This window comes from Amycolatopsis sp. NPDC004772 (assembly GCF_053601215.1).
On record NZ_JBSGBK010000013.1, the window covers coordinates 122,043 to 142,681 of the forward strand.

Below are 20,639 nucleotides of genomic sequence, written 5' to 3' on the forward strand. Positions count from 1 at the left end.
CGCGGGCCCGGCGGACGGGGATGCCGCCGGGCCCGTCCGCGCTCGCCTCAAGCGCCCCAATGTGGCGTTCGGTGCGTCTGACGCATCCAATGTGGCGTTCGGTGCGTTGGACGCACCCAACGCCACATTGGGGCGCTTGGGGCTGGGCTGTCGCTACGCTCGCCGCATGGGGGTCGTTGCGGCGCTGTGGCGCTATCCGGTGAAGTCGATGGTGGGCGAACGCCTGGCCGAGGTGCAGGTCGGCGAACGCGGCCTCGACGGCGACCGGCTGTACGCGGTCCGCGATCCGGACGGCAAGTTCGGCAGCGGCAAGAACACCCGCCGCTTCCGGCGGATGCCCGGCCTGAACACCTTCGCCGCTCGCTACGACGGTGACGTCCCGGTCGTGACCCTGCCGGACGGCCGCACCGCCCGGGGTGACGCCGACATCGCGGCCGCCCTCGGCCGGCCCGGCGTCGCCCTGACGAAGGAAGCGGACGTTCCGCACCACGACGAGGCCGCCGTCCACCTGCTGACGACGTCGTCGCTGGCCTGGCTGGCCGAGCGCGCTCCCGGCGCCGGGATCGACGCGCGGCGGCTGCGGCCCAACGTCCTGCTCGACACCGGCCCGGCGCCGGAGCTCGCCGAAGAGGCCTGGCTGGGGCGGCACGTCCGGATCGGCGAGGTCGAGCTGGAAATCCTGCGCAAAGCCGTCCGCTGCGTGATGGTCGACCTGCCCTGGGACGGGCTCCCGGCCGCGCCCGGGCTGCTCAAGACGATCACCGGCGCGAACGGCATGACGCTCGGCGTGCACGCCCGGGTCGTGCGCGGCGGCACGCTGCGCGTCGGGGACGTCCAGTCCATGGGATGTCTCGCCCCTCACACTCCCTAGGGAATTCGCCCGCCGGCGAGCATGTTGGGAGCGGTAGGACGAAAGGGGCGTGACGTGGACTTCCTGCTGCACCACGGGATCACCGTGCTCGGCCAGTGGATTTCGATCGCGGAGCTCGCCGGGCAGGTGTTCGCGCTCGCCGTCGTGTTCCTCGCGCAGCGTCGCACCCTGTGGACGTGGCCGGTGCAGGTCGGGGCCACCGTGCTGCTGTTCGCCGTCTACGTCTCCGCGCACCTCGGCGGGCTCGCCGCGCGGCAGGTCGCCATCCTCGCCATCTCCGTCTACGGCTGGTGGGCCTGGACGCGCCGCCAGGACCCGGTGTTCGGCGTCGTCGTCCGCAAGGGCCGGCTCGCCGAACGGCTCGCGATGATCGGCGCCTTCGCCGTCGGCACCACCGTGATGGCGCTGGTCCTCGACGCCCTGAACGCGTCCTGGGCGCCCTGGCCGGACGCCGCGATCTTCGTCGGCACCCTCGTCGCCTTCGGGGCGCAGGGGCTCGGGCTGGTCGAGTTCTGGCTGGTCTGGCTGGCCGTCGACGCCATCGGCGTCCCGCTGCAGATCTCCTCCGGCCTCTACTTCTCCGCCGCGATCTACATCGTCTTCGCCGGCCTGGTCGTGCACGGCTGGTGGAGCTGGAACCGCTCCGCCCAGCGCGTCGCCGCCCGGCCCGGGGTCACGGCAGCATCCAGCTGAGCACCGGCGTGCTCTGACCCAGGACGATCAGGCACATCACCAGCAGCAGCCCGACGCTCCACGGCAGCACCTTCCGCAGCAGTTTCCCCTCCTCGCCGGGCAGGTTCGCCGCCACGCAGGCGATGGTGAGGTTCTGCGGCGAGACCATCTTGCCGAGGACGCCGCCGGAGCTGTTCGCCGCGGCCAGCAGGTCCGCCGGCAGGCCCGTCTGGTGCGCCGCGGTCACCTGCAGGGCGCCGAACAGCGCGTTCGCCGAGGTGTCGGACCCCGAGACGGCGACGCCGAACCAGCCCAGCACCGGGGAGAGGAACGCCAGCCCGGCGCCCGCGGCGGCGATGAACGTGCCGATCGTGGTCGTCTGGCCGGACAGGTTCATCACGTAGGCCAGCGCGAGCACGCCGGTGACGGTGAGGATCGCGAACCGCAGCTCCTTGACCGTCGCCAGCCACTCCCGCGCGGTGTCGCTCGCCGAAACGGCCAGCAGCGCCGCGGTGATGACGCCCGCCAGCAGCACCAGTGTTCCGCCGGTGTTGAGGAACGGCAGCGAGAACGTGTTGCCGGACACCGGTTTCCCGTTCGGCCCGGCGACGTTCAGCCCGGGCCAGTGGAACTTCCAGGTCGCCTTGTCCAGCAGCCGCTTGACCGGCGGCAGCACGGCGACCGAGAAGATCACGATGATGAGCAGGTACGGCAGGTACGCCTTGACGACGTCGCCGCGCGCGTCCTCCGGCGGCGCTTCGGCGGTCGCCGTCCCGCCGGTGCCGATCCGGACGGCTTCGGGCACCGGGCGCCGGGTCTGGGGGAGGGCGACCAGCGCGGCCGCACCGGCCAGCGCCGCGCCGATGTCGGCCAGCTGCGGGGACACGTAGTTCGAGGCGAGGAACTGCACGAGCCCGAACGCGACCCCGCAGACGAGCGCGGGCAGCCAGGTGTCCTTCAGGCCGCGCTTGCCGTCGACGATGATCACCAGCAGCAGCGGCACGACCAGCGCGAGCAGCGGCGTCTGCCGCCCGACGATCGACGAGACGTCCTGCAGCGGCAGGCCGGTGACCTGGGCGAGGGTGACGACCGGGGTGCCCATGGCGCCGAACGCGACCGGCGCGGTGTTGGCGACCAGCGCGACGACGGCGGCCTTGACCGGGTGGAAGCCGACGGCCACCAGCATCACGGCGCTGATCGCGACCGGCGCGCCGAACCCGGCGAGGGCTTCCATCAGCGCGCCGAAGCAGAAGGCGATGATCAGGGCCTGGATGCGCGGGTCGTCGGAGATCCGGCCGAACGAGCGGCGCAGGACGTCGAAGTGCCCGGTCCGCACGGTGAGCCGGTAGATCCACAGCGCGTTGACGACGATCCACATGATCGGCCACAACCCGAACGCGGCGCCTTCGAGCGCCCCGGAGACGGCCTGCACGACCGGCATCCCGTACGCGGCGACGCCGACGACGAGGGCGACGAGCAAGCCGATGAGGGCGGCGTGGTGCGCCCGCATCCGGACGGCCCCGAGCAGCACGAGGACGGTGGCGAGCGGCAGCACGGCGACCAGCGCGGACAGGCCCAGCGAGCCCAGCGGAGTCAGATCCTGGACGAACACGGACGACCTCCGTTTTCCACGATGCGAAAACGGCCTTTCGGCGGGTGTCCGAGATCTTCGTCACAAACCAGGCGGTCCGTCAAGAAGTTGAGACCAGTTGGCCCAACGAGTCAGTGCTTCACGGCTTCGGCAGCACGGCCAGGGCGGTCTCGGCGATCGCGCGGATCTCGTCCGGTCCGACGCCGCCCTTGCCCAGCGCTTCGAGCCCGCGCAGGACGGCCAGCACCAGCCCGGCGAGGTGGGCGGGGTCGGCCTCGGCGGCGAGGTCGCCCGCGCGCTGCGCGCCCGCGATGCACGCCGTCAGGGATTCCTGCAGGGCGCGGAACGCTTGCCCGGTCCGGGTCGCGACAGCTTCGTCGTGCTCCGAGCACTCGGCCGCGCCCTTGGCCATCAGGCACCCGCGGCGCTCCCGGTCGGCGACGACCGACTCGGCGATGGCCCGCACGTGGTCCCGCAGCCGCCGGTGGGCGGTGTCGTCGGGACCTTCGAGCTGGTGTCGTACGCCGTCGGTCGCTTCGGCGCAGTAGTAGTCGTAGACGCGCAGGTAGAGCGCGTGCTTGTCGCCGAAGGCGCCGTACAGGCTGCCCTTGCCGAGGCCGGTCGCGGCGGCGATGTCGTCGACCTTCGTGCCGGCGTAACCGTGTTCCCAGAATTGATCCCGGGCCGCGCGCAGGACCGCTGTCTCGTCGAAGCTCCGGGGTCTCGCCATGGGATTAGGCTACCCATTCTTGACTATCTCGTCCAGAACGGCGTACGTTCTGGACGAGATAGTCAAGAACTGGAGGAGCAGCGTGAACCTGGAAAACAAGACCGCGGTCGTGACCGGCGGCGGCACCGGCATCGGGCTCGCCATCGCGAAGCGGTTCGCGGCCGAAGGTGCGCACGTGTTCATCACCGGCCGCCGCAAGGAAGTCCTCGACGAGGCGGTCGCCGAGATCGGCCACGGCGTCACGGCCGTCCGCGCGGACTCGGCGAACCTGGCCGACCTCGACGCGCTCTACCGCGTGGTGGGGGAGCGGGGCCGCGGCCTCGACGTCGTCGTGGCCAACTCCGGCGGCGGGGTCTTCGCCCCGCTCGGCGAAATCACCGAAGAGCAGTTCGACACGACCTTCGCCACGAACGTCAAGGGTGTCCTGTTCGCCGTCCAGAAGGCGTTGCCGCTGCTGAACGCGAACGCGTCGATCATCCTCACCGGCTCGACGACGTCGACGCGGCCCGGCTCCGCCTTCAGCGTCTACTCGGCGACGAAGGCGGCGGTGCGCAACTTCGCCCGCAGCTGGGCCCTAGACCTCGCCGGGACCGGCACGCGGGTCAACGTCCTGAGCCCGGGCCCGACGCGGACGCCGGGCCTGCTGGGCCTGGTGGACGAGGACGGGCAGCAGGACCTGGTCGACGGCCTGGTGGCGCAGGTCCCGCTGGGCCGTCTCGGGGATCCCTCGGAAATCGCGGCCGCGGCGCTGTTCCTGGCCTCCGCGGAGTCGAGCTTCGTCAACGGCGTCGAGTTCTTCGTCGACGGCGGCCAGGCGCAGGTCTAACGCAGGGTGGCGTGGCTCGGCGTCAGGTCCTTCAGGGTCCGGACGCCGAGCAGCTGCATCGTGCGGACCAGTTCGGTCCGCAGGATGTCGACGCAGCGCTGGACACCGCGTTCGCCGCCGGCCATCAGGCCGTACAGGAACGCACGGCCGATCAGGACGGCGTCCGCGCCGCGGGCGATCGCGGCCACGATGTCGCCGCCGGACAGGATGCCCGTGTCGACCCAGACCTCCGCGCCGCCCTGGAGCTCGTCGAGCACCGCCGGGAGCAGTTCCAGGGGCGTGGGGGCGCGGTCGAGCTGGCGGCCGCCGTGGTTGGAGAGCAGCACCGCGTCCGCGCCGTGCTTCACGACGTCGCGGGCGTCGTCGACGTTCTGCACGCCCTTGATCACGAGCTTGCCCGGCCAGGTCTGCCGGACCCAGTCGAGGTCGTCGTAGTTGAGCGTCGGGTCGAACAGCTTGTTCAGCAGCTCGGCCACGGTGCCGCCGAACTGGTTGAGCGACGCGAACGTCAGCGGCTCGGTGGTGAGCAGGTTGAACCACCACGCCGGGTGGGTCGCCCCGTCCAGGAACGTCTTGAGGGTCAACGCCGGCGGGATGGTCAGGCCGTTGCGGACGTCCCGCAGCCGGGCGCCCGCGACCGGGGTGTCCACGGTCAGCATCAGCGTGTCGTAGCCCGCGGCCCACGCCCGATTCATCAGATCTTCACCGGCGCCGTGGTCGCGCCAGACGTAGAGCTGGAACCACTTGCGCGCGCCGGGCGCGGCCTCGGCGAGATCCTCGATCGACGTCGTCGCCATCGTGGACAGGCCCATCGGGATGCCGTTGCGCTCGGCGACGCGGCCGACGGCGGCCTCGCCCTCGTGCTGCATCATCCGGGTGAACCCGGTCGGAGCGAAGGCGAACGGCAGCGCCGACGTCTTCCCGAGGATCTCCCGAGTGGTGTCCACATCGGACACCCCGCGCAGGACGTTCGGGTGAAACTCGATGCGCCGGTACGCCTGCCGGGCCCGCAGCAGGCTGTCCTCGAGCTCGGCCGCGCCGTCGGTGTAGTCGAACGCCGCCCGCGGGGTGCGCTTGCGGGCGATCATCCGCAGGTCGGCGATGGTGTGCGCGTTCGCCAGCCGCCGGTCCGTCGGGTTCAGCACGATCGGCTTCGGCCGCAGGATCTGCTGCAGCTCGCTCGGCTTGGGTAACCGGCGCTTCGTCACCTTCATCAACTCCCTACGTGCACGGGACCCGGCAGACATCGGATGTCTGCCGGGTCCCGAACCTAGCAGGAGGTCACGCGTTCCCGGAATCCGACGTCTGCGGCCCGGCGGCCGCGATGTCGTCGAGCCGGTACTTCGTGGCCGCTTCGAGGACCTTCGCCTGGTCGACCTCGCCGCGCTTGGCCAGGATCGACAGCGCCCCGACGGTGATCGACTCGGCGTCGACCAGGAACTTCCGCCGCGCCGCCGGCCGGGTGTCGGAGAAGCCGAAGCCGTCCGTGCCCAGCGTCAGCATGTCGGTCGGGACGTACGGGCGGATCAGGTCCGGCACCGCGCGCATCCAGTCCGACACCGCCACGACCGGCCCGTTCGCGCCCTCGAGCGCCTCGGTGACGTACGGCACGCGCGGCTCGCTGCCCGGGTAGAGCAGGTTGTCGTGGTCGATCTCGACGGCCTCGCGCCGCAGCTCGGTCCACGACGTCGCCGACCACACCGCGGCCCGCACGCCCCACTCCTCGGCCAGCAGCTGCTGCGCCTTCAGCGCGTCCGGCATCGTGACGCCCGAGACCAGGATCTGCACCTCGGGGCCCTCGCCCGCGGGGGCGTCGGCGTACTTGTACAGACCCTTCAGCAGGCCGTCGACGTCGAGGTTCTCCGGCTCGGCGGGCTGCTGGTACGGCTCGTTGTAGATCGTCATGTAGTAGAAGACGTTCTCGCCGTTGCCGTCCGGGCCGGTCTCGCCGTACATCCGGCGCAGGCCGTCCTTGATGATGTGCGCGATCTCGAACGACCACGCCGGGTCGTAGGCCACCGCGGCCGGGTTGGTCGCCGCCAGCAGCAGCGAGTGCCCGTCCGCGTGCTGCAGGCCCTCACCCGTCAGGGTGGTCCGGCCGGCGGTGGCGCCGAGGACGAACCCGCGGGCCATCTGGTCGGCGGCGGCGTACAGGCCGTCACCGGTCCGCTGGAACCCGAACATCGAGTAGAAGATGTAGATCGGGATCATCGGCTCGCCGTGCGTCGCGTACGACGTGCCGACGGCGGTGAACGACGCCGTCGAGCCGGCCTCGTTGATGCCCTCGTGCAGCAGCTGGCCCTTCTCGGACTCCTTGTAGGCCAGCATCAGGCTCGCGTCGACCGACGTGTAGGTCTGGCCGTGCGGGTTGTAGATCTTGGCCGTCGGGAACATCGAGTCGAGGCCGAAGGTGCGGGCCTCGTCCGGGATGATCGGGACGACGCGCTTGCCGATCTCGGAGTCCTTCGCCAGCTCGCGGACCAGCCGGACGAACGCCATCGTGGTGGCGACCTCCTGCTTGCCGGAGCCCTTCCGGATGCCCTCGTAGACCTTGTCGCCGGGCAGCACCAGGGCCTTGGCGGCCTTGGGGCGGCGTTCCGGCAGGAACCCGCCGAGCGCCTTGCGGCGGCCGATCATGTACTCGATCTCGGGCGAGCCGGCGCCCGGGTGGTAGTACGGCGGCAGCTTCGGGTTGCGCTCGAGCTCCTCGTCGCTGATCGGGATCCGCTGCGAGTCGCGGAACAGCTTCAGGTCGTCGAGGGTGAGCTTCTTCATCTGGTGCGTGGCGTTGCGGCCCTCGAACGCCGGGCCGAGGCCGTAGCCCTTGATGGTGTGGGCGAGGATCACCGTCGGCTGGCCGTGGTGCTCCAGCGCCGACTTGTACGCCGCGTACACCTTGCGGTAGTCGTGGCCGCCGCGCTTGAGGTTCCAGATGTCGGCGTCGGAGAGGTCCTTGACCAGGTCCTTCGTCCGCGGGTCGCGGCCGAAGAAGTGCTCCCGGACGAAGGCGCCGTCGTTGGCCTTGTACGTCTGGTAGTCACCGTCGGGGGTGACGTTCATCAGGTTGACCAGGGCGCCGTCGCGGTCGGCGTGCAGCAGCGAGTCCCACTCGCGGCCCCAGATCACCTTGATGACGTTCCAGCCGGCGCCGCGGAAGTACGACTCCAGCTCCTGGATGATCTTGCCGTTGCCGCGCACCGGGCCGTCGAGCCGCTGCAGGTTGCAGTTGATCACGAAGGTCAGGTTGTCGAGGCCCTCGCCGGCCGCGACGTGGATGAGGCCCCGCGACTCGGCCTCGTCCATCTCGCCGTCGCCGAGGAACGCCCAGACGTGCTGGTCGTCGGTGTTCTTGATGCCGCGGTCGCGCAGGTAGCGGTTGAACCGGGCCTGGTAGATGGCGTTCATCGGGCCGAGGCCCATCGACACCGTCGGGTTCTCCCAGAACTCCGGCATCAGCCGCGGGTGCGGGTACGACGGCAGGCCGCCGCCCTCGCCGGCGTGGCTGAACTCCTGGCGGAAGCCGTCGAGCTGCGACTCGCTCAGGCGGCCTTCGAGGAACGCGCGGGCGTAGATGCCGGGGGAGGCGTGGCCCTGGATGTAGATCTGGTCGCCGCCGCCGGAGTGGTCCTTGCCGCGGAAGAAGTGGTTGAAGCCCACCTCGTAGAGCGCGGCCGAGGAGGCGTAGGTCGAGATGTGGCCTCCGACGCCGACGCCGGGACGCTGCGCGCGGTGCACCATGATCGCGGCGTTCCAGCGGATCCAGGCGCGGTAGCGGCGCTCGATGTCCTCGTCACCGGGGAACCAGGGCTCGTTCTCGGTGGGGATCGTGTTGACGTAGTCCGTCGAGGTCAGGGCCGGGACGCCGACGTTCCGCTCCCGGGCGCGCTCGAGGATGCGCAGCATCAGGTACCGGGCCCGCTGCTGACCGCCCCTCGCGAGAGCCTCGTCGAAGGAGTCCAGCCACTCGGCGGTCTCCTCCGGGTCGATGTCGGGCAGGTGCGCCGCCAGTCCGTCACGGATGACGCGTACGCGTGCCGGGGTCTCCTTGCCGGAGGCGCCGTCGTTCTGCGGGGCCAAGGGGTCTCCTTGCGAAAAGTTGTAGCCGGTGGTGCTCGTACGCGGGGGTGTACGACTCTCCATCGTCGTCTTCCGTCCCGGCTTCCGCACCGCTACTTGGCGGTAACATGGGCCGACCCGGTCGAGCCACTCCCTGCGCGCGGTGTATCGCGCGCGCGTTTTCTTCTCCCCCACCCTAGGGGACGACCCTCGGAGGGGTGGCAGAGCGGGGGCGCCAGGCACCCGAAACGCCGTCGCGGGCGGCCGGTGGCGGGCCGTATCCTGCGACACGAGTTGTCAAAGATCCGGTGTGGACGGTTGCGCGCGGAGCTTCACCAGTGTTCGCTATCGGCAACCGGGTAGCCGAGTGTGGCGCCGTCGCACCCTCCGAGGGGCTGGGGGACGCCGCACTCCGTCGCAGTTGGAGGAGTGAAAGCAGTGGTCGCCGCGGGAGACGCTGATCAGAGCAGCGTCGCCGAGAGGCTCGGCATCAAGCCCGAGATGGTGGTCCAGGAGATCGGCTGGGACGAGGACGTCGACGACGACGTCCGCGCGGCGATCGAGGAGCAGATCGGCGGGGACATCCTCGACGAGGACGCCGACGAGGTCATCGACGTGGTGCTGCTCTGGTGGCGCGAGGACGACGGCGACCTGGGCGACGCGCTCATCGACGCCAGGGGCCCCCTGGAGGAGACCGGCGTGATCTGGGTGCTCACCCCCAAGACGGGACAGCCCGGGCACGTCGAGCCGAGCGAAATCGCCGAAGCGGTGCCCGCCGTCGGCCTGGCCCAGACCGCCAACATCAGTGTCGGCCCGAACTGGATCGGCACCCGCCTGGTGTCGCCGAAGTCGAAGTCGAAGCAGCGCTGAACAAGTCCCGCCGGACGGACACGATAGGGTTGTCGTCGCAGGCACGTGTCCGTTCGGGAGAGGAAACGCTGGTATGACTGTCGCGGTCGGTTCTGAGGCCCCCGACTTCACGCTCAAGGACTACAACATGCAGCCGGTCCAGCTGTCGTCCTTCCGGGGCGACAAGCCGGTGCTGCTGGTCTTCTACCCGTTCGCGTTCAGCGGCATCTGCACCGGCGAGCTCTGCCAGCTCCGCGACGAGTTCGCGGACTACGACGGCAAGGGCGTCCAGGTCCTGGGCGTCTCGGTCGACACGCCGTTCTCGCTCAAGGCGTGGGCCGAGAAGGAGGGCTACCAGTTCCCGCTGCTCTCGGACTTCTGGCCGCACGGCGAGGTGGCCCAGGCGTACGGCGTGTTCAACGCCGAAGCCGGCCTGGCGATCCGCGGCACGTTCCTGATCGACACGACCGGCGTCGTCCGGTTCGCCGAGGTCAACGGACCCCGCGACGCACGCGACCAGCAGGGCTGGAAGAAGGCCGTGGCCGAACTGGCAGCCTGAGTCTCCCGCGGCGGCGGTCCGGCACCGGCCCGCCCCCGTGAGGGCGCATAGCTCAGCGGAAGAGCACTCGGCTTACACCCGAGCGGTCGCAGGTTCGAACCCTGCTGCGCCCACCAGCGAAAACGGGGCCCTCGAGCGCGTCGAGGGCCCCGTTGTCAGCTCCGCGAGGTCATTCGACGACGCAGCCGTTCCGGGTGCAGCCACGTTGGCCCAGTTTGTGGTTGTCCGCGTCGTAGAAGCTGATGTGGATGAGCTGGACGCCGCCGACCTTGTCGATCGTCAGGCCGTGGTAGAAGGGGTGGTCCTTCCCGGGGTTGGCGCCGTAGCAAGCGACGGCGGTGGTGCTGGTGCCGTTGACGCCCCAGACGCAGGTCTCGCGGTAGCCGCTGACCGCGTGGACGGTGCCGTCGACGGAGGCCGAGCGCCCGTCCGTCCAGGAGATGGTGCCCGCCGTCACACTCGCGCCGTACTCGATCCGCCAGTTGGTCGTGCTCGCCGCTTCGGCCGGGGCGCTCGCGCCCAAGAGGGCGCCGGCGACCGCGGCGGTGGCCACCAGTGATCGGAGGATGCGCATGAAGGTTCCTTCCCTGAGGTTTCTTCGGCCGCTCGAAGCGATCGGCCGACCCCTCCACGCCCGGCCGGCACTTCCGGTTGGGCCGTAATTCGGTGGATCACCCGATGGCCGCACCACTAGCGTCCGCCGGGTGAGCCACGAAGACCCGCGTGCCTACCTGCTCGGCATCGAGGGCCTGGCGCTGTTGCGGGCGTTCACCGGCGAGTTCGGCCGCGACTTCACGGAAGCCCGGATCGCGGAGATCCGCCGCGTGCTCGCCGACGAAACGCTGGCCGACGCGGCCGTGGCAGTCGACCGGGTCGATGCGGTCACCGGCTATCGGCTGTGGGCACCGACCTACGACCGGCCCAACTCGGCGTTCACCCTCGACGAGCCTCCGGTCGGGGAGATCGCCGGTGCGCTGCCGGCGGGGGTGGCGCTCGACGCCGCCTGCGGGACCGGTCGCTACGCGGAGATCCTGTCCGGGCTGGGTCATCGGGTGATCGGGGTGGACGGCTCGCCCGACATGCTCGCCCGGGCCCGCACCCGGGTGCCGCGGGGCGAGTTCCTGCTCGGTGACCTGCACCGGCTCCCGGTCGCCGGCGCCGCGGTCGACCTGGTCGTGTGCGGCTTGGCGCTGACCCACGTCCCGGCGCTCGCGCCGGTGCTGGCGGAGTTCGCCCGGGTGCTGCGGCCCGGCGGGCACCTGGTCATCGCCGACATGCACCCCGAACGGGTGGCGCAGGGCGCGATCCCGCCCGTGCGCGGTGCCGGCGGCCGGCCGGGCCGGCTGCGCAGCTACCGCCACCCGATCGGGGATTACCTGCGCGCCGCGCTGGCCGTGGGACTGCAGGTGCGGCGCTGCGAGGAACCACCCGTGCCCGCCGGTGACCCGCCCGCCCCGGTCCCGCCGCCGGGGCCGTGGGAGCTGTGGCCGTGGAGCCTGGCCGGCCTGGTGCCCGAAGCGGCACAGGCCGTCAACGCGGGCGCTCCGGCGCTGGTCATCTGGCATTTTCAGGCAGAGCCGTGACCGGCTCGGCGTCGACGGCCTCGGTCCGGCGCATGGTCGTCACCAGCAGTGCCAGCCCCGTGAACAGCACCGCCGCGATCACGCCCGTCACGTTCAGCGCCGTCGTGAACGCCGCCTTCGCCTGCTCCGCCAGCGCCGGCCGGGTGATGTCCACCGCGAGCGTCGTGCCCGCCGGGAAGGCGCCGCGGTACACCGCCGCCGCCGTCAGGCCGATCAGGGCCAGGCCCAGCGAGCCGCCGAGGTAGTTGCCGGTGTCGGCCATCGAGGCCGCCGAACCCGCGCGTTCCGGCGGGACCGAGCCCAGCACCAGGCCGATGCCGAGGGCGAACAGCGGGCCCGTGCCCAGCGTCAGCACCGTGATGCCCAGCACGACCGGGACCAGGCCGTCGGTGACCGCCAGCAGGAGGCTGCCCGCCGCCGACACCGCGAGACCACCCGCGATCGCCGTGGCCGGGGACATCCAGCGGGTCAGCGCCGGCGCCGTCATCGTGCCCGCCGCCACGCCGAGGCCCATCGGGGCGAACAGCAGGGCCGAAACGAGCGGCGAGTGCCCGAGGACGCTCTGCAGGTACTGCGTCACCAGCAGGCCGACGCCGGCCATCGCGACGCCGGCGAACACCAGCGCCACCAGCACCGCGGTGAACGGGCGATTCCGGAACAGCCGCAGGTCCAGCAGCGGCGACGACGTCGTCAGCTGGCGGCGGGCGAAGACCGCGCCGAGCAGCGCCCCGGCGGCGATCGCCGCGAGCGGCAGGACCAGCGAGCCGGTGGCCAGCTGCTTGAGGCCGAACACGATCAGCAGCACGGCGGTCAGCGAGAGCGCCACGCCGGGCAGGTCCAGCCGCCCGGACGCCGGCGCGCGGAACTCCGGCAGCAGGAACGGGCCCGCGACGAGCAGCACGGCGACGGCCGGGACGGCGACCAGGAACACCGAGCCCCACGAGAAGTGCTGGAGCAGGAAGCCGGCGAACACCGGGCCGGCCGCGCCGCCCGCGAACTGGCAGGTGGCCCAGATCGAAATCGCCTTCCCGCGCTGCTTTGCGTCGCGGAACATGTTCGTGATCAGGGCGAGCGTCGACGGCATCAGCGTCGCCCCGGCCACGCCGAGCGCCCCGCGCACGACGATGAGCATGCCGGGGCTGGTCGAGAACGCGGCGACGATCGACAGGAGCCCGAAGGCCCCGCCGCCGGCGAGCAGCAGCCGCCGTCGCCCGATCCGGTCGCCGAGCGTGCCCATGGTGATGACGAACCCGGCGACGACGAAGCCGTAGCTGTCGGTGATCCACAACTGCTCGGTGCCGCTCGCGCCGAGGTCCGCGCTCAGCTGCGGCAAGGCGAGGAACAGCGAGGTCATGTCCATCGCGACGAGCAGGGTGGGCAGCACGAGCACCGCCAGGCCCAGCCACTCCCGCCGTCCGGCCGGCTTCTCCATTTCGGCTCCTTCTCCGTGGTCCGTTTGCCGGGAGGTCGGAGCCGGGGCGGGGGACCGGACACGGGCGCGGGAAGTTTTTGCGGCCGGCTCGTCGTGCCCGCTGATCGGGAAGCTTTGTCAAGATCCGCGCGCGGAACCCCTATCTTGTTGTGCGAAAAGCAAAAAGCGCTCCCCGGGCGTAACGGGTGATCCAGTCCGGCCGACAGGCAGGTCGGCAAGTGACCAACTCACCTGAGGGGGAACCTGTGAAGGGTTCAGGGTTTTTGAAGCGAGCCGTTGTCGTCGCGGTGCCCGTGCTCGCCGTGCTCCTGGGGGCGGTGCCGGCGCAGGCGCAGCCGGTCGCCACCGGAGCGCTGTCGTTCAGCGGGGACGAAGGCGACTACATCAGCGGGGGCGGTTCCTACGCCTACTCCACCGAAGCGAAGGACCGGCTCACGGTCAACGCGTCGGAGGACCGCAACCACATCGCGGTGAGCGTCAGCGGCTTCAACAGCGACTGGTGGACGCTCGACCTGGCCGCACCCAGCGGCACGGGCCTGACCGCCGGCACCTACGACGGGGCGACGCGTTACCCGTTCCAGGGGGCCAACGCGCCGGGGCTGGACCTGAGCGGCAACGGCCGGGGCTGCAACACCCTGACCGGGACGTTCACCGTGCAGAACGTCGTCTTCGGGCCGCACGGGTACGTCCAGGCGCTCGACGCCACCTACGAGCAGCACTGCGAAGGGGGCACGGCCGCCCTGCGCGGTGAGGTGCACATCGCGAACCCGCCGGCCCCGGCGGAGCTGGCGATCGGGCTCGAGGTGGCCACCGATGGCACCGCGAGCACGCTCAACGGCAACGCGTACCTGCACGGCACCGTCGAATGCACCGGCCCGGCCAAGGTCACCTTGAGCGGGGCGGCGACGCAGGTCAAGCGCAACGTCATCATCCGCGGCACCTACTCGGTGCAGGTCGCCTGCACGCCGGGCACGGCGGCGCCGTGGAAGGCGACCGTGGTCTCGACGGGCACCACGCCGTTCCAGAAGGGCCAGGCCGAGGTCGTCACCCAGGCGACCGCGCTCGACCCGAACTACAACACCAACGTCTCGGTCGACACCACCACGGTCGTCACCCTGGCGAAGGGCTGAGTTCCCGGCCGTGGGGCCGCCTGCTCCGGGCGGCCCCACGGCCTCAGGCCGCGTGCCAGGCGTGCTCGGCGAAGACCTCGTCGAGCGGGGCGCGGGTGAGGCGGTTCGCGTACGTCGACAGCGTGTACGTCCCGATGCCCAGCACCACCTCCAAGGCGTTCCGCTCCGTGTAACCGGCGCCGGTGAACGCCTCCAGCGCTTCGGCCGGCGCCTCGCCGCGCGTGTCCATCACCGCGTGGACGAAGACGCGCAGCGCCTCCAGCCGCGGGTCCGGCAGCGAGGCTTCCGCCCGCAGCGCCGCCACGAGTTCCGCCGGCGCGTCCAGGCGGGTCAGCGTGGCCGTGTGCATCGCCACGCAGAGGTGGCACTCGTTGCGCGCCGCCACGGTCATGATCAGCACTTCGCGTTCCAGCGCCGTCAGGGTCGTGGTCTCGAAGATGGCGCTGAGCTTCAGGAATCCGTTGAGCAGTTCCGGTGAGGTCGCCAGCCGCGCGACGGCGGACGGCACGCGGCCGAACTTCTTCGCGGTGGCCGTCATCGCGGGGCGGGCGGCGGGGGGTGCAGACTCCGGGGTGTGATCGGCGAACAAGGCGTCTCCCGAGCTAGGATCGACAACGTGGTTGTCGAAACCGTAAACCAGGTTGTCGAGTTTGGCAAGGTCCGATGACGGACACGCCGGGCTACGAGCTGCCCTTCCTGCTCTTCGGCGGTTTCCGCACGCTCATCGACCGCTTGCACGCCGAGCTCGCCCGCCGCGGCCACCCCGACGTCCGCCCGTCGTACGGCTTCGCGATGCAGGCCATCGGCATCCAGGGAGCGACGGCATCGGAGATCGGCCGCCGCTTGGGCGTGTCCAAGCAGGCGGCGGGCAAGACGGTGGAACGGCTGGAAGCGCTCGGGTACGCCGAGCGCGCCGACGACCCGGAGGACGCCCGCCGCAAGATCGTCCGCCTGACCGCCCACGGCGTCGACGCACTCCGGAAGTCCGCGGAGATCTTCGACGAGCTGCGCGCGGAGTGGGCGCGCGTGGTGGGGGCGGAGCGGATCGCCGCACTGGAGAACGACTTGCGCGCGGTGGTGGGCCCGGCAGCTTATCGGCTGGATGCCGCCGGGTGGCTGGCGGGCTGACCGAGGGTCGGCGCGGGAGTCCGGGTCGGTGCGGGCCTTGGCCGGGAATCGTGGCGGGCCGCACGCGCAGCCCGGCTTATTCCCTTCGGTTCATTGCTCGGGCTTGCTCGCGCGGGGGACCAGTGGAAACAGTCGCTGCAGTTCGTCGTCCAGGTCGGGGAACTCGAAGTGGAAGCCGAGCTCCGTGAAGCGTACAGCGGCTTCGCGAACCGGCATTTCGGCGCGAATGGCGGCTCTGAGCAAGTCGGACAGGGTGACCGGTGTGGAGAGATCGAGCATCTCCCGGAGTGAAACCATATCTTTGCACACCAATGCAAGATCTCTGCTAGACAATTCCTCGATTTTCGGCACGGAGTAACCAAGGCAATGTAGACAGGCGCCGATTTGAGTCGGCTCGACTCTTTCTTCCGCGGCGTGCTTGAGAATCAGTGGCAGTGGAACCTTGATCTGCCCCGACGCAGTCGGCGCGGACAAGCCTGGCGGAATCAATTGTGGGTCCAGGCCGTCGACGTCCGGAAAGCTCTCGGCTGTGAGTCCGAATCTGGCCAGCCGTCGGGCCACGTCTGCGGAACGGTAACCGGATTGCGTCACTGCCTCCGCGAACTCACGCAAGTCCACCGTCGTGGCGCGACCGCTCGGGGAAGTGTGAGGGGAGATCGCTTGCAGTACCGTTCGATCTACGGAGTCCGGTGCCGGCATGAGGCGCGCGGCTTCGCAGACCTCGAAGCCCATGGCTTCGAGCCGGGTTACCGCCTCCTCTGGCGTCAGATTCACGTTCAGCAGAGCTTGGATAAATTCCCGTGGCCCTATTTGATCGGGCAATGTTGACGCGGGGAGCAGGGACAGCAAGGGGGAAGTCGACGGGATCAACTCCTCGTCTGTTGCAGTCAGTTGCTCAGGTGGCTGTTTATCGAGGTGAACTCCGAAACGTGCCAATGTGCGGGCGAGCTCGCCCGGTTGACAGCCGGCCCTCAGTGCATCACGACAGATGTCTTTCGTTCGCGGCTGGTGTCCGTGCTCCTTGGCTCCCTCCATCGCCTCGCGTAGTTGAGACGGGAGCGCTTCGAGGTCTGCCATGGTCACCTCGAAGTCAGGGACGTCGAGTCCCAGTCTCCGCAACCGATTGGCGGCTTCCAGCGGTTCCAAGCCGGTCGCTCGGGCGGCCAGGAGAACATAGAGGGCGGACACGGGTTCTCCGTGACGCAGGCAGGCATTTCCCATTTCGAAGGGCGTTTCGCGGAAGTTGCTGATCAGCCGTACATCCGTGCCGTCGGCGCGGCCCGGAGGCACGATACGTGGGGTGTCGAGGCCGAGTTCGTCGAGTCGCTGAGCGATCTGGGCCATGGACATGTCCAGTTGAGCGCTGGCGATGACCACCTGAGCATGCAGGTCGATCCGGTGCCTGCGTCGTGGACTGTCGGCGGTTTTGAGTGCAGACTCCATCAACACCATGTCGGCCGAGTTGATTTCGGATGGCGGCGGCAATTCTTCGCATTTGGTTACCGAAAAACCCAATTTTGCCAGTCGTTGCATGGCCTTGGTCGGACTGATTCCGAGATGGAAAGCGGCGCGCCAGACCGACGGCGGGACGACTTCCACTTCGAGTGCATCAAAGGAATGTGTGGAGTGCACCAATCTGATCAATGATTGATCGGAGGGGAGAGCCGGAAGCAGTGTTTGGCCGGTGGTGCTTTCGGTGTGGTTTGAATTCAATGCCAGCAATCGCCACAGCAAGAGGTGGGGCGGTACCTCGACGGTCGTGAAGTTCCATCTCTCCCTTTTCAGAGAAGTGTCGTGTGCTAATTCGGGATCCAGTGCCATGATCCCCGCCACGTCGGCGGTGGTGCCGTATTGGCCGATCCTCGTCGGCATGCTTTCGGTGATCGCCACGTTGGCGACGATATCGGCAATTCCGGGATTGTTCTCGGCAATATCCAGAGTCCACTGATATTTAAGAAGAGAACCGGAGTGCCGAAGCTCGTCGGCGGCCTGGTTCAGGAGCACCTCGGCTTCTTTGGAGACATCCTGCAGAACCGACATCCTGTCGACGCTGAGCCTGGGTGAATATCGACCGGTCAGATTGATCACGGCGCCACGCGGATCGGTGTTGCTCTCCGTTGCCGTGAGCACTCCGTGCTGGTTCTCGCAACGCACGTAGATGCCGTCGACGAGCAAGGCGCCTCCGTGCTCGCACCAGATGACCTGGCCGTTTTCGGACGGCGCCGCCCGGTGCAGCCGTCCGTACGCTTCGATGCTGTCCTCCCGGGCGGGGTGCCGGCGACGCGGTTCGAACTGGAACGGGTGCCAGTACTCCGTTTCCTCCTCGCCGTACTGGGCCGTGGTTTCGAATTCCGCGATGCCCAGCAACGCGCGCAAGGTCGCAACGCAGGACGGCGCGCTCGCCCCGTCCCGCAAGTGGAGTTTGACCTCCGTGCCCGGCCCGCGGCCGTCGTCGTCTGGACCGGTCAGCCGGTCGACGCGGAACAGATGGCCCGGCCCCGCGATGACGACCTTGACCAGCGGCAGGGGGTCTCCGACCAGGTTCAGCCGGCGGGTCGTGACTTCGATCCGGTCAGCGAGCATGAAGTAACTCATCACCCCGATGCCGAACCGGCTATTGGGATGGATGTGGACGCCCTCGCTCTTCCACCGGGCGCGTTCCACCGCGAACTCGCGCCGGTCCGCGAACCGGATCCCCGCCTGCGAAAACACCTCGCGCAGCTCGGCCTCGCCCATTCCGACCCCGTTGTCGTGGCAGCTCAAGAAGTGCTGACCGCTCTCCTCCCACTGCCGGAACCGGATCTTCCCGGGCCACGGCAGGTTCCGCGGCCCGCCGCTCCGAGCGACGAGGTATTGGTGCCAGGCCTGGCGGTATCGGCAGGCGTCGAGCGCGTTCTGGTACAGCTCGCGGATGGCCAGCGACCGGTCCCGGTAGAGCTGCTCTCCCATCAGCAGCTCGCGCACGCGGGTCTCGTCGAGCCTGAACTTCGTGGTCGGGATCACGAACTCGAGCCGTCCGTCAGCCCTTCTCGCGGGCCTGACGTCTTCGTCCGAGGCCCGTCCCGGCAATGGCAGCAGCGGCGCTACCGCCGTTTCGTGCGCTGCCACCTCGCGAGCGGTACGGAGCACTTCCGACATGCGCGTCACGTGCTCGGTGAGCACCTCGTACACCGCTTCGTGCCGGCACTCGGCGTCCAGTCGCAGTGCCGTCGAAGTGCGTACCCAGCTGCTTCCGCACAGAGTGCGGCGAAGGCCCGCCAGCTCCACCTGGTGGTCGATGCCCAGGTGCTCGACCAGCGTGCTCGACAATGAGCCCGGCTCGATGGCCATGGTGTGGGCGAGTCCCAGGACGAGAGCGACGAGCCGGACTCGCAGCCGCTGACCACCCGGCCACTCCTCCGCCTGGTCGCGCGAACGCCATTCCTTCAGCTCACCGGGGGACAGGCGGAACACCTGCAAGATCTGCTTCAGCTGCTGTTCGAGCGACGTGGCCTGCGGCGATTCCAGCCCCAGTGACAGCTGCTCGACGGCCGGGGCCTGCCCGGCCGCGCTCTGGTCGAGCCACCGGTGGAACAGCCACCAGCAGATCGCCCGGCGGTCGGGATTCTTCTCCGGGAGGTGCCGGGCTCGCTCGACGAGGCGCTGCTGCTGACCACCGCCCAGGAAGAATTCGAAGTCGGGTTCCCCTTCACGGTCGGGGTGGCGTTCGAGCTGCATCGGGTCGACGCGGGACTGCGCTTCGACGGCGGTCTGCGCCCAGCGGGTGTGGTAGAGCAGCGGCGCGACCGTGAGCAGGAACGCCTCCACCGCGGAGAACTCGAGCGGAGCACCGGAGAGGTATCCGACGAGCTCACTGACCCGCCGCACCGTCCGCTCCGGCAGCTCCTCGTCGAGCCACGGGTCGTCGGCCAGCGCCGCTTCCACTGCCTTGCGACGCTCGCCCTCCAGCTGCCTCAAGGCGGCTAACGCCTGATCTCGCAGCTCCGCCGCACCCTCGGCGTCCGGCCAGATCTTCGCCGCGCGGATGATCCCTTCCCAGCGCGATCCGTCTTCAGGCGGGGCCGGACGCCGCCCGTCGCGCTCTCGTGCCTCCGCCAGCCAATCCAGCCAGCTGCCTTCCGCGACGCCCTTCATGAGCTCCGGATCCGGTCGCTCGATCGGCGGCCGTCGGTCGGCCGCCACCACCTGCATGACCCCCACCAGGACTCTCAGGCCTTCTTCGGACGGCACGTGGTCGCCGCGCAGCCAGTCGCCGATGCTCCGGTCGTTGAGCGGGTGGCGCTTCGCTGCCCCCGGAACGACGTAGGTCTTCGACCGCTCGGCGATCTTCACGTTGGTGAGGCCGGAAAGCTCCCTGAGCGCGCGGAGCCGCTCCACCAGCCTGCTGTGCTTCGCCATCCATCGCCTCCGGTCGGGCCGCACGTCGGTCGGTACCGGACCGGTACTTCGGTTCGTGGGCGTCGACCAGGGTAAAGCCGCCTTCACCCGCCTTTTCGAGCTGACCGGTTTCCGGATGGCCGATTCGATCTGCGGGATGGCCGGGACACCGTGGCCATCACCGAAGAGTCGAGCGGGAGACGAAGATGGTTACCGGAATCTTGGCGGTGCTGGGCGCGATCGTCCTGGTGCTGCAGACGGCGGCCCGGCTGCCGGCCGCCGTGGCGCTGTTCCTGCGGGCGCTGATCCCCGTCGTCCGGGCCCTGCGTGCCCTGCGCGACGAGTGGCGCCGCAACCGCTGACTAGAAGCCGCAGCCCGGGTTCGGGGCGTCCTCCGAGAGCGGGCTGCCCTTCGGGAGCACGTACAGCACCTCCAGCACCAGCGGTGTCGACCCGAGGTTGCGGCCGATGTGCACCTGGTCCGGCTTCTCGGTGAACGCGCGACCGGTGCCGAAGATGCCGTCGATACTGCAGTCGGCCAGGTTGTGCGTCAACGTGCCCGCCTTGACGTACGCGTAGAGCGTGCCGTCGTGGAAGTGCCAGCCCGTGTAGCCGCCCGGCTGGATGGTGATCTCCCTGAGCGTGTAATCGGTGTGGCCGATGGTCTTCTGGGCCAGGATCGTGCCGGCGACGCCGCTGCCGGGCGTCGCGGAGGCGGTGGCGGGCAGGACCAGGGCCGCGGCGAGGGCGGCCGTGACGACGGCGATCGGCTTGCGCATCGGCCCAAGCTACCGCGTCCGGGTGTGCCCTCGGGGGCAGCGATCCGGGTAGCGTG

General features: G+C 69.8%; 18 protein-coding genes and 1 tRNA gene. 10 read left to right on the plus strand and 9 right to left on the minus strand.

Features of this window, described 5'->3' with window-relative positions; all coding sequences use genetic code 11:
- The first annotated feature begins 166 nt into the window (after window positions 1-166).
- A complete protein-coding gene (locus tag ACWEF6_RS11440; protein WP_449682825.1) occupies window positions 167-871 on the plus strand; it encodes an MOSC domain-containing protein in 705 nt (234 codons plus the stop codon).
- A 54-nt stretch (window positions 872-925) separates the two neighbouring features.
- The gene (locus tag ACWEF6_RS11445) at window positions 926-1,564 is read left to right on the plus strand and encodes a nicotinamide mononucleotide transporter family protein (protein ID WP_449679364.1); all 639 of its coding nucleotides are present in this window, start codon (window positions 926-928) and stop codon (window positions 1,562-1,564) included.
- On the opposite strand, the gene ACWEF6_RS11450 is transcribed toward ACWEF6_RS11445, so the two are convergent.
- Both ACWEF6_RS11450 and ACWEF6_RS11455 read right to left on the minus strand, forming a co-directional pair.
- The gene (locus ACWEF6_RS11450; RefSeq protein WP_449682826.1) at window positions 1,545-3,155 is read right to left on the minus strand and encodes an L-lactate permease; all 1,611 of its coding nucleotides are present in this window, start codon (window positions 3,153-3,155) and stop codon (window positions 1,545-1,547) included. The two genes, ACWEF6_RS11445 and ACWEF6_RS11450, sit on opposite strands and share 20 nt — an antisense overlap.
- A 118-nt stretch (window positions 3,156-3,273) precedes the next feature.
- Entirely contained in the window at window positions 3,274-3,864 is a 591-nt protein-coding gene (locus ACWEF6_RS11455; protein WP_449682827.1) for a TetR/AcrR family transcriptional regulator, read from the minus strand.
- Between the two features lie 82 nt (window positions 3,865-3,946).
- Here ACWEF6_RS11455 and ACWEF6_RS11460 point away from each other — a divergent pair, with 82 nt between their 5' ends.
- Window positions 3,947-4,690 carry an SDR family oxidoreductase gene (locus ACWEF6_RS11460; protein WP_449682828.1) on the plus strand — a complete coding sequence of 248 codons (744 nt, stop codon included), beginning with the start codon at window positions 3,947-3,949 and terminating at the stop codon, window positions 4,688-4,690.
- Here the strand turns inward: ACWEF6_RS11460 and ACWEF6_RS11465 are convergent.
- Window positions 4,687-5,898, minus strand: coding sequence for an alpha-hydroxy acid oxidase (locus ACWEF6_RS11465; protein ID WP_449682829.1), 1,212 nt, complete (start codon window positions 5,896-5,898; stop codon window positions 4,687-4,689). The genes ACWEF6_RS11460 and ACWEF6_RS11465 overlap by 4 nt on opposite strands.
- 73 nt (window positions 5,899-5,971) lie before the next feature.
- Window positions 5,972-8,767, minus strand: a complete 2,796-nt coding sequence (gene aceE / locus ACWEF6_RS11470) for a pyruvate dehydrogenase (acetyl-transferring), homodimeric type (RefSeq protein WP_449682830.1) — start codon at window positions 8,765-8,767, stop codon at window positions 5,972-5,974.
- 417 nt (window positions 8,768-9,184) lie between these two features.
- Here aceE and ACWEF6_RS11475 point away from each other — a divergent pair, with 417 nt between their 5' ends.
- The 3 genes from ACWEF6_RS11475 to ACWEF6_RS11485 all read left to right on the plus strand — a co-directional run bounded on the left by ACWEF6_RS11475 (window position 9,185) and on the right by ACWEF6_RS11485 (window position 10,270).
- Complete coding sequence (locus ACWEF6_RS11475) at window positions 9,185-9,616, plus strand: DUF3052 domain-containing protein (protein WP_003084504.1); 432 nt, start codon at window positions 9,185-9,187, stop codon at window positions 9,614-9,616.
- A 73-nt stretch (window positions 9,617-9,689) separates the two neighbouring features.
- Window positions 9,690-10,154 carry a peroxiredoxin gene (locus ACWEF6_RS11480; RefSeq protein WP_449682831.1) on the plus strand — a complete coding sequence of 155 codons (465 nt, stop codon included), beginning with the start codon at window positions 9,690-9,692 and terminating at the stop codon, window positions 10,152-10,154.
- A gap of 41 nt (window positions 10,155-10,195) precedes the next feature.
- A tRNA-Val gene (locus ACWEF6_RS11485) sits at window positions 10,196-10,270 on the plus strand.
- Between the two features lie 53 nt (window positions 10,271-10,323).
- Here ACWEF6_RS11485 and ACWEF6_RS11490 read toward each other — a convergent pair.
- The gene (locus tag ACWEF6_RS11490) at window positions 10,324-10,728 is read right to left on the minus strand and encodes a hypothetical protein (protein WP_449682832.1); all 405 of its coding nucleotides are present in this window, start codon (window positions 10,726-10,728) and stop codon (window positions 10,324-10,326) included.
- Window positions 10,729-10,858: 130 nt separating this feature from the next.
- On the opposite strand from ACWEF6_RS11490, the gene ACWEF6_RS11495 reads away from it, so the two are divergent.
- Window positions 10,859-11,737 carry a class I SAM-dependent methyltransferase gene (locus ACWEF6_RS11495; protein WP_449682833.1) on the plus strand — a complete coding sequence of 293 codons (879 nt, stop codon included), beginning with the start codon at window positions 10,859-10,861 and terminating at the stop codon, window positions 11,735-11,737.
- Here the strand turns inward: ACWEF6_RS11495 and ACWEF6_RS11500 are convergent.
- Window positions 11,709-13,169: an MFS transporter gene (locus ACWEF6_RS11500; protein ID WP_449682834.1), complete on the minus strand. Its 1,461-nt coding sequence runs from the start codon at window positions 13,167-13,169 to the stop codon at window positions 11,709-11,711. The genes ACWEF6_RS11495 and ACWEF6_RS11500 overlap by 29 nt on opposite strands.
- A 263-nt stretch (window positions 13,170-13,432) precedes the next feature.
- On the opposite strand from ACWEF6_RS11500, the gene ACWEF6_RS11505 reads away from it, so the two are divergent.
- Window positions 13,433-14,299: a hypothetical protein gene (locus ACWEF6_RS11505; protein WP_449682835.1), complete on the plus strand. Its 867-nt coding sequence runs from the start codon at window positions 13,433-13,435 to the stop codon at window positions 14,297-14,299.
- Window positions 14,300-14,342: 43 nt separating this feature from the next.
- Here ACWEF6_RS11505 and ACWEF6_RS11510 read toward each other — a convergent pair whose 3' ends face one another.
- The gene (locus ACWEF6_RS11510; RefSeq protein ID WP_449682851.1) at window positions 14,343-14,837 is read right to left on the minus strand and encodes a carboxymuconolactone decarboxylase family protein; all 495 of its coding nucleotides are present in this window, start codon (window positions 14,835-14,837) and stop codon (window positions 14,343-14,345) included.
- 125 nt (window positions 14,838-14,962) lie between these two features.
- Between ACWEF6_RS11510 and ACWEF6_RS11515 the strand changes: the two genes are divergently transcribed.
- On the plus strand, window positions 14,963-15,427 hold the full coding sequence (locus ACWEF6_RS11515) for a MarR family winged helix-turn-helix transcriptional regulator (RefSeq protein WP_449682836.1): 465 nt from the start codon (window positions 14,963-14,965) through the stop codon (window positions 15,425-15,427).
- A gap of 90 nt (window positions 15,428-15,517) precedes the next feature.
- On the opposite strand, the gene ACWEF6_RS11520 is transcribed toward ACWEF6_RS11515, so the two are convergent.
- Window positions 15,518-19,825 (minus strand): wHTH domain-containing protein, encoded by a 4,308-nt coding sequence (locus ACWEF6_RS11520; RefSeq protein WP_449682837.1) that lies wholly within the window; start codon window positions 19,823-19,825, stop codon window positions 15,518-15,520.
- A gap of 185 nt (window positions 19,826-20,010) precedes the next feature.
- Here ACWEF6_RS11520 and ACWEF6_RS11525 point away from each other — a divergent pair, with 185 nt between their 5' ends.
- A complete protein-coding gene (locus tag ACWEF6_RS11525; RefSeq protein ID WP_449682838.1) occupies window positions 20,011-20,166 on the plus strand; it encodes a hypothetical protein in 156 nt (51 codons plus the stop codon).
- Here the strand turns inward: ACWEF6_RS11525 and ACWEF6_RS11530 are convergent, their stop codons facing one another.
- Window positions 20,167-20,583, minus strand: coding sequence for a cupin domain-containing protein (locus ACWEF6_RS11530; protein WP_449682839.1), 417 nt, complete (start codon window positions 20,581-20,583; stop codon window positions 20,167-20,169).
- Window positions 20,584-20,639 lie beyond the last annotated feature (56 nt).